Below are 6,912 nucleotides of genomic sequence, written 5' to 3' on the forward strand. Positions count from 1 at the left end.
CCCGCGGCGGCGACCCGCGGGTCAGCGCGAGCGGAGCGCCTCCAGCGCCTTGTCCGCGTGGGTGTTCATGCGGATCTCGCTCTTGACGACGGCGAGGACGCGGCGGTCGGTGTCGATGACGAAGGTCTGGCGCTTGGTGGGGAGCACGGCCAGGCCCCGCTTGACGCCGAAACGGGCGCGGACGGTGCCCTCCGGGTCCGACAGCAGCGGGTAGGCGAACGAGTTCTTCTCCGCGAACTCCTTCTGCTTGGCGACGGGGTCGGCGCTGACGCCGACGGGGTGCGCGCCGACCTCGGCGAGCTCGGCGACCAGGTCGCGGAAGTGGCAGGCCTCGGCGGTGCAGCCGGGCGTCATCGCGGCGGGGTAGAAGAACAGGACGACCGGGCCCTGCTCCAGCAGGCCGGTCAGGGTGCGCGGTTCGCCCGTCTGGTCGGGCAGTTCGAAGTCGTCAACGACGTCACCGACGTTCATGCGACGAACGTAGCCCTCCCGCGCCGCCGGCGGGAGGGCGGGGCGGGCCGAGGAGCGCGGCGATGCGCTCCCGCGTCCAGGCGCCGGACGCGCCGGGGCAGGCCGCGAGGTAGGCGGCGGCGCGGGCCGCGGACCAGTCGTGCGCCTCGCGGAGGCCGTTGCCGAGCATGGCGAGGTACGGCGCGGTCGGCGCGTTCAGCTCGGCGGCCGACGACGGGTGCGGCGCGGTGAACGTCAGCATCGGGTGGCCGCCGCGCTCGCCGACCTTGACGATCGTCTCGTAGCGGCCGGGGCCGAGGCGCTGGCGGCCGTGCGCGACCGCCTCCGACAGGTCGTGGTCGACGCCCACGTCGCGGCGCATCTCCTGGGACACCACGTCGCAGAACTGCGGGCGGGTCAGCAGGTAGGCGCGGGCGGCGGCGCGGCCGGGCAGGGCCGCGTCGTAGAAGGCCATGCCGCCGCCCCACACCCGGGACGTCAGCGCGAAGTAGATGCCGCCCGGCAGCGTCACCGACAGCTCGGCGCGCGCCGGGCGCGGGTCGCGGCAGCCGGTGTAGTGCCGGGCGCCGCCGGCGGGACGCCCGCCGGACAGGTAGCAGGCGAACCTCGCGCGGAACAGGTTGGAGCCGTACGCGACGTACCAGAGCGAACTTTCGTCCATCCCTTCCAGTATCCACGCTGGTGAGAGGCCCTGGAGGGGCGCGATGGGGAGAGCGTTCCGATTCGCGAGGTTTGACGGGAGCAGCGTCCGGAAATAGATTGCTGCGAGTCAGGTGTCTACGACGCAGATACCTCCAGGCTTCCCCTGTGTTGTCCCGGAGGATACGTCATGCACCGCACGCTGAACATCGCTCTCGTGTCCGCCTCCGACCTTGACGGCGAACACCTGCAGTCAGTCCACGTCCGGGATCTCGCCCGTTCGCTCGCCCGCACGGACGCGGGCCACCAGGTCACGGTCTACGCCCGGCGCCAGGACGAGGACGCCCGCGGCCGGGTCCGCCTCGGACCGGGCGCGACCCTCGTCCACCTGGACGCCGGCCCGGCGCGCCCGCTGACCGACGACGAACTGCTCGAGCACGTCCGCGACTTCGCCGACGAGCTGCGCCACCGCTGGTCCGGCGCCGGACGCCCCGACCTCGTGCACGCGCACGGCTGGATCGGCGGCCTCGCCGCCTGCGCCGTCGCCCGCGAGCTCGGCATCCCCTTCGCGCAGAGCTACCACGGCGTCGCCGCCTCCGAGCGGCGCGCCGGCCGCCAGGTCCACCCGCACCGCGACCGGCTGGAGAAGGCGATCGGCCGCGGCGCCGACGTGGTGCTGGCCGGGCACGCCGAGGAGGCGGGCTCCGTGGTGCGGATGGGCGTGCCGCGGCCGTCGGTCGCGGTGGTCCCCTACGCCGTCGACGCCGAGCACTTCGCGCAGACCGGCCCCGCGATGCCGCACGGCGACCGCGACCGGCTGGTGATGGTCTGCGACGACCTGGAGTCCGGCGACGTGGCGACCGCGCTGCGCGCGCTGGTGCACGTCCCCGGCGCCGAGCTCGCCGTGGCCGGCGGCCCCGCCCGCGAGGACCTCGAGAACGACCCGGTGGTGCACCGGCTGATGATGCTGGCCAAGGAGCTGCACGTCGCCGACCGCGTCATCTTCCTCGGCCGCCTGCCCCGCAAGGCGCTGCCGAAGCTGCTGCGCACCGCGAGCCTGGTGCTGTCCCTGACCCCGGCGCAGCCGTCCCCCGAGGTGCCGCTGGAGGCCATGGCCTGCGGCGTCCCGGTGGTGGCGACGCCCGTCGGCGCCAACACCGACGAGGTGCTCGACAAGATCACCGGCCTGCACGTGCCGGCCGGGCGGCCGACCGTGATCGGCCGCGCGGTGCGCCGCCTGCTCGGCGAGGAGACCACGCTGCACGGCTACTCGATCGCGGCCGCCGACCGCGCCCGGTCCCGGTACTCGTGGGACCGGATCGCGGCCGAGACGCTGCGCGCCTACGAGCGGGTGCTCCCCGTCCCCGAGCCCGAGCCCGTCGTCGAGGACGAGGTGGAGAGCGAGACCGAGCGGGTCCCGGCACTCGCCGGCTGACGCCTCCGCCACCGCGGGCCCCGGATCCCTCCCCCCAGGATCCGGGGCCCGTTTCACGTCCATCCCGGCCCAAGGGCTCGCGAGCATGTTTTCGCAGGTCAGGGTATGACTACGCACTGTGAAGACACTGAGACGCATTGAGATCGGGTGGCCCGTGCTGGGCGTCACCGTCGCCGCCGACCTGGACGAACGCAACCCCGCCCTGGCGGACGCGATCTGGGACGCGCTTCCGTACCGGAGCCTGCAGGGGCACGCCCTCATCGCCGGCCATCACCTCTACCACGTCACGCCCGTGCACGACGTGCTGCACCTGCCCGCCGCGCACCGGGTGGACCGCCGGACCGTCCCGGACGGCACCCTGTTCTGCTCGCGGCTCCAGCATCTCGGCATCAAGTACGGGGAGCTGACCGAGCCGATGGCGGCGACGCCGATCGGGCGGGTCGCGGAAGGGGACCTGGACGCGCTCGCCGACGCGGGGCGGGCCGTGTGGGAGTCGGTGTACTCGACCAAGAAGCCGGTCGTCGCGGAGGTGCGGCGCGCCGGGGAGCCGGGCGGGCACCGGGTGCCGCGCCTGAGCGCCGCCGACCCGGAGATGGACGCGCTGATCGCCGACGTGCACGCGGAGACGGAGCGGATCTGGCTGGACGCGCCGCAGGAGCTGGTCGACCTGCACGACGGCCGCATCGCGTCGCGCGCGGGGACGCACGGGACCGTCCTGACGACGCTGCTGTTCGTCAACGGCGAGACGCGGCCGCTGGGGTACAACGCCTACAGCGGCCTGGTCCGGGCGGCGCACGAGGGGGTGCCGCTGGAGCCGCTGCGGCGGATGGCCCGCGCGCTGATCGCGGTTCCGGCCGAGTTCCTCGCCTACTGCGGGCTGGAAAGGCTCGGCGCGTTCACCGAGCGGCTGCTCGACGGCCTGGACAGGCTGGACAGGCGGCAGGACTTCGCCGCGGTGATGGCCCACATGGCGCTGTACGTGAACTGCCTCGGCGGATGGAACCTGCACCTGTTCCCGTGGAACGTCGGCGACCATCTGCGGCAGGCCGAGGCGGCGCCGTGACCCGCCCGGACCCGCAGGCGGACCCGGCCGTCGTGATCGGCGGCGGGGTCGTCGGCCTGTCGGCGGCGTGCCATCTGGCGGAGGCGGGCGTCCGGACGGTGCTGCTGGAGCGGGACGAGCTGGGCTCGGGCGCGTCGCGGGCGACCGCGGACGTCGTCCGCACCTACTTCCCCGGCAATCCGGTCAGCTCGGCGATGGCGGTGCGGAGCCTCGCCGCGTACCGGGCGTTCGCGGACCGTGCCGGGGCCGCGGTCCCGCTGCGGCGGGTCGGCTACCTGGTGCTGTTCGGCGACCGGGAGCAGGTCGCGGCGTGCGAGGCGGACCTGCCCGCGCAGCGCGCCGCCGGCGTTGAGGTCGAGCTGATCGGCGCGGACGAGGCGCGGCGCCGCAACCCGCTGATCGGCGACGTCCCGCTGGTGGCGGCGGCGTGGGCGCCGGACGCGTACGTCACGGACACCGCGGCGGTCGTCGGCGGGTTCGCCGCGGCGGCCCGGCGGGCGGGCGCGGAGCTGCGGACGGGCTGCCCGGTCAAGGCGGTCGACATCGAGGCCGGCCGGCTCGACACCGGCGACGGGCCGCTCGCCGCGCACGCCGTCGTCTGCGCGGCCGGGGCCTGGTCGGCGCCGCTGGCCCGCTCGGCGGGAGTGGAGCTTCCGCTCGGCGATCCGGTCGAGCAGGAGCTGCTGGAGTGCGGGCGGCCGCCGTCCGGTGTTCCGGTGCCGGACGTCCCGATGACGCTGCACGCGGCGAGCGGCCTGCTCGTCCGCGGGCGCGGGGACGGGCTGCTGGTCGGCATGGGCTATCCGGGCGCGGACCGGGACGGGTGGCGGGCGCGGGTGCGCGAGCGGCTGGCGGAGGTGTACCCGGCGCTGGCCGGGGCGGAGGTGCGGACGGCCTTCACCGGCGTCCGCGATGCCAGCCCCGACCGGACCGAGTTCATCGGGCGGCTGCCGGGCCCGATCCCGTTCCTCTACGCGGCCGGGTTCTCCGGGCACGGGCTGTGCACGGCGCCGGCCGCCGGGGAGCTGGTCCGCGACCTGTACCTCGGCCGCGCGCCGGGCGTCGACGCCGGGCGGCTCGCCGCGACCCCGGAGCGGGCGTGACGGCCCCGGAGCGGGCCCGGTTCGTCCTGGACCCGGCGGTCCGGGACGTCCACGGGGAGAACGCGCGGCTGCGCGAGGCGGGCGCGCTGGTGCCGGTGGAGATCGAGGGCGTGCGGGCGTGGGCGGCGGCGCGGCACGCGGCGCTGGAGGCGGTCCTCGCCCATCCGGACCTCTCGCGGGACGTCCGGCACTGGTCGGCGGAGGGGCGGCGGGCGCTGCGGGCGAACGGGTCGCTCGCGCCGATCGTGCTGGCCGCGACGATGCTGAACGCCGAGGGCGGGGAGCACCGGCGGCTGCGCGGCCCGCTGTCCCGGGTGTTCTCGGCGCGCCGGATCGGCGCGATGCGCCCCCGGGTGGAGGCCGTGACCGCGGGGTTCGTGGACCGGCTGGCGGAGCTGCCGCCCGGCCCGGTCGACCTGCGCCGGGAGTTCGCGTACCCGCTGCCGTGCGAGGTCATCTCCGACGTCATGGGCATACCGCCCGAACGCCGTGCGGAGCTGGCCGGCAACGACCACGTGCTCACCACGACGCGGGGGACGCCGGAGCGCCTGGCGAGCGCCCGCGCCGGGCGGGACGCGGTGATCCGGGAGACCGTCGCGGAGCGGCGCCGCTCCCCCGCCGACGACCTGATCAGCGACCTGGTCGCGCTGGAGGGCGGGGAACTGGCCGAGGACGAGGTGTTCGACACCGTCCAGGAGCTGTACGTGGCGGGGCACGTGACCACCGTCAACCTGATCACGAACGCGGTGCGGCTGCTGCTCGCCGACCCCGGCCAGCTCGACCTGATGCGCGGCGGTACCCGGCCGTGGAGCGCGGCGGTGGAGGAGGCGCTGCGGCTGGAGTCGCCGCTCCGGCACTTCCCGATGCGGTACGCGGTGCGGGACGTGGAGATCTGCGGCGTGACGGTCCGCAAGGGCGAGGCCGTCCTCGCCTGCTTCTCCGCCGCGGGACGCGATCCCGACCGGTACGGGGAGCGGGCGGCGCGGTTCGACGTGGCGTCCGACCCGCCTCCGCACCTGTCGTTCGGGCACGGCGCGCACTTCTGCCTCGGCGCCCCGCTGGGGCGGCTCGTCGGCGAGGTCGCGCTGTCTGCGCTGTTCGCGGCGTTCCCCGGGCTCGCGCTCGCCAAGCCGCCGGACGAGCTGGACCCGGTGCGGACGGTGCTCGCGCTCAGCACCACGACCCTGCCGGTGCTGCTCGGCGCGAGGGCCCGGTGAGCCCGGGGCTCGGGCCCGCGCTCCTCGCCGGGCTCCGGGCGGCGGGCCCGCGCGCGGTGCTGGTGCACGGCGGGCTGCGGCTGTCCGGCGACGACGTGCTCGGCATGGCCGCGGCGGCGGCCGGGCGGCTCGCGGCGAGCGGGGTCCGGCGGGGCGACACGGTCGCGTGCCTCTACGGCACCGGCACGGAGTCGCCCGTCGCCCGGATCGCCGCGCTCGCGCTCGGCTGCCGCTTCGTCCACGTCTCCGGCGGGGTGCCGGTCGAGGTCGTCGCGCGGGCGATGCGGACGCTGGACGCCTCGGCGCTGCTGTACGCCCCGTCCCGGCGGGAGGAGGCGGCGCCGCTGCTCTCGGAGTGCCCGGTGCGCGTCCGCCTGGCCCTGGACGACGACCTGTACCTCGCCGCGCCGGCCGTCGCCGTGGACATGCCGGGCGCCTCGGACGGCGCCTCCGTGGTGCGCTTCACCAGCGGCACGACCGGCCAGAACAAGATCCTGGTGTACGGCCCGGACGCCGAGGCCGCGCACCTCGCCGCCGCGCGGGCCATGTACGGGCCGCCGCCGTGGCGGCTGCTCGTCAGACCGTGCTCGCAGTACCTGACGGACATGTTCGTGATCTGGACGCTGGCGGGCGGCGGCACCGCCGTCCTGGAGCCGGGCGCGGGGCCGGAGCGGCTGGCGGAGGTGATCGAGCAGGAGGCGGTGACGCACCTGATGGCGGGCCGTCCCGTCGACCTGTACGCGCTCGCCGAGCACCTGGAGGACGCGCCCGCCGACCTGACGAGCCTGCGGATGATCGTCTACGGCGGCGCCGCCGCCGTGCCCGCCCGCACCGCGCGGGCCGCCGCGCGGCTCGGCCCGCTGCTGATGCAGAACTACGGGACGTCCGAGGGCGGGTTCCTGACCGCGCTGGAGCCCCGCGACCACGCCCGGCCCGAGCTGCTGATGTCGGTCGGGCGCGCCGTGCCGGGCGTCGAGCTGCGCG

The 6,912-nt window shown here is 76.0% G+C and carries 7 protein-coding genes; 5 read left to right on the forward strand and 2 right to left on the reverse strand.

The genetic code is table 11. The annotated features are described in order from the left end of the window. Positions 1–21 precede the first annotated feature (21 nt). Positions 22–471 carry a peroxiredoxin gene (locus tag ABZ914_RS43450; RefSeq protein WP_190863787.1) on the reverse strand — a complete coding sequence of 150 codons (450 nt, stop codon included), beginning with the start codon at positions 469–471 and terminating at the stop codon, positions 22–24. Beyond that, positions 458–1,132 carry a histone deacetylase gene (locus ABZ914_RS43455; protein WP_387023523.1) on the reverse strand — a complete coding sequence of 225 codons (675 nt, stop codon included), beginning with the start codon at positions 1,130–1,132 and terminating at the stop codon, positions 458–460. Before ABZ914_RS43455 ends, ABZ914_RS43450 begins: the two co-directional genes overlap by 14 nt. Positions 1,133–1,300: 168 nt before the next feature. Here ABZ914_RS43455 and ABZ914_RS43460 point away from each other — a divergent pair, with 168 nt between their 5' ends. The 5 genes from ABZ914_RS43460 to ABZ914_RS43480 all read left to right on the forward strand — a co-directional run. Then, a complete protein-coding gene (locus ABZ914_RS43460; protein ID WP_500200606.1) occupies positions 1,301–2,545 on the forward strand; it encodes a glycosyltransferase in 1,245 nt (414 codons plus the stop codon). A gap of 118 nt (positions 2,546–2,663) precedes the next feature. Then, positions 2,664–3,608 carry a cucumopine synthase-related protein gene (locus ABZ914_RS43465; RefSeq protein WP_500200607.1) on the forward strand — a complete coding sequence of 315 codons (945 nt, stop codon included), beginning with the start codon at positions 2,664–2,666 and terminating at the stop codon, positions 3,606–3,608. Further along, a complete protein-coding gene (locus ABZ914_RS43470; RefSeq protein ID WP_500200608.1) occupies positions 3,605–4,711 on the forward strand; it encodes an NAD(P)/FAD-dependent oxidoreductase in 1,107 nt (368 codons plus the stop codon). The genes ABZ914_RS43465 and ABZ914_RS43470 overlap by 4 nt, the downstream gene beginning before the upstream one ends. Next, entirely contained in the window at positions 4,708–5,928 is a 1,221-nt protein-coding gene (locus ABZ914_RS43475) for a cytochrome P450 family protein (protein ID WP_500200609.1), read from the forward strand. The genes ABZ914_RS43470 and ABZ914_RS43475 overlap by 4 nt, the downstream gene beginning before the upstream one ends. Further along, the coding region (locus tag ABZ914_RS43480; RefSeq protein ID WP_500200610.1) for an AMP-binding protein at positions 5,925–6,912 on the forward strand (988 nt) is incomplete at its 3' end. The genes ABZ914_RS43475 and ABZ914_RS43480, both read left to right, overlap by 4 nt.

Source organism: Spirillospora sp. NPDC046719 (assembly GCF_040645715.1).
In the GTDB taxonomy this organism is placed as follows: Bacteria; Actinomycetota; Actinomycetes; order Streptosporangiales; family Streptosporangiaceae; genus Spirillospora.

Coding starts and splice junctions, on each gene's coding strand:
- ABZ914_RS43450 (WP_190863787.1), bottom strand. CDS start 471: ATGAACGTCGGTGACGTCGTTGACGACTTCGAACTGCCCGACCAGACG.
- ABZ914_RS43455 (WP_387023523.1), bottom strand. CDS start 1,132: ATGGACGAAAGTTCGCTCTGGTACGTCGCGTACGGCTCCAACCTGTTC.
- ABZ914_RS43460 (WP_500200606.1), top strand. CDS start 1,301: ATGCACCGCACGCTGAACATCGCTCTCGTGTCCGCCTCCGACCTTGAC.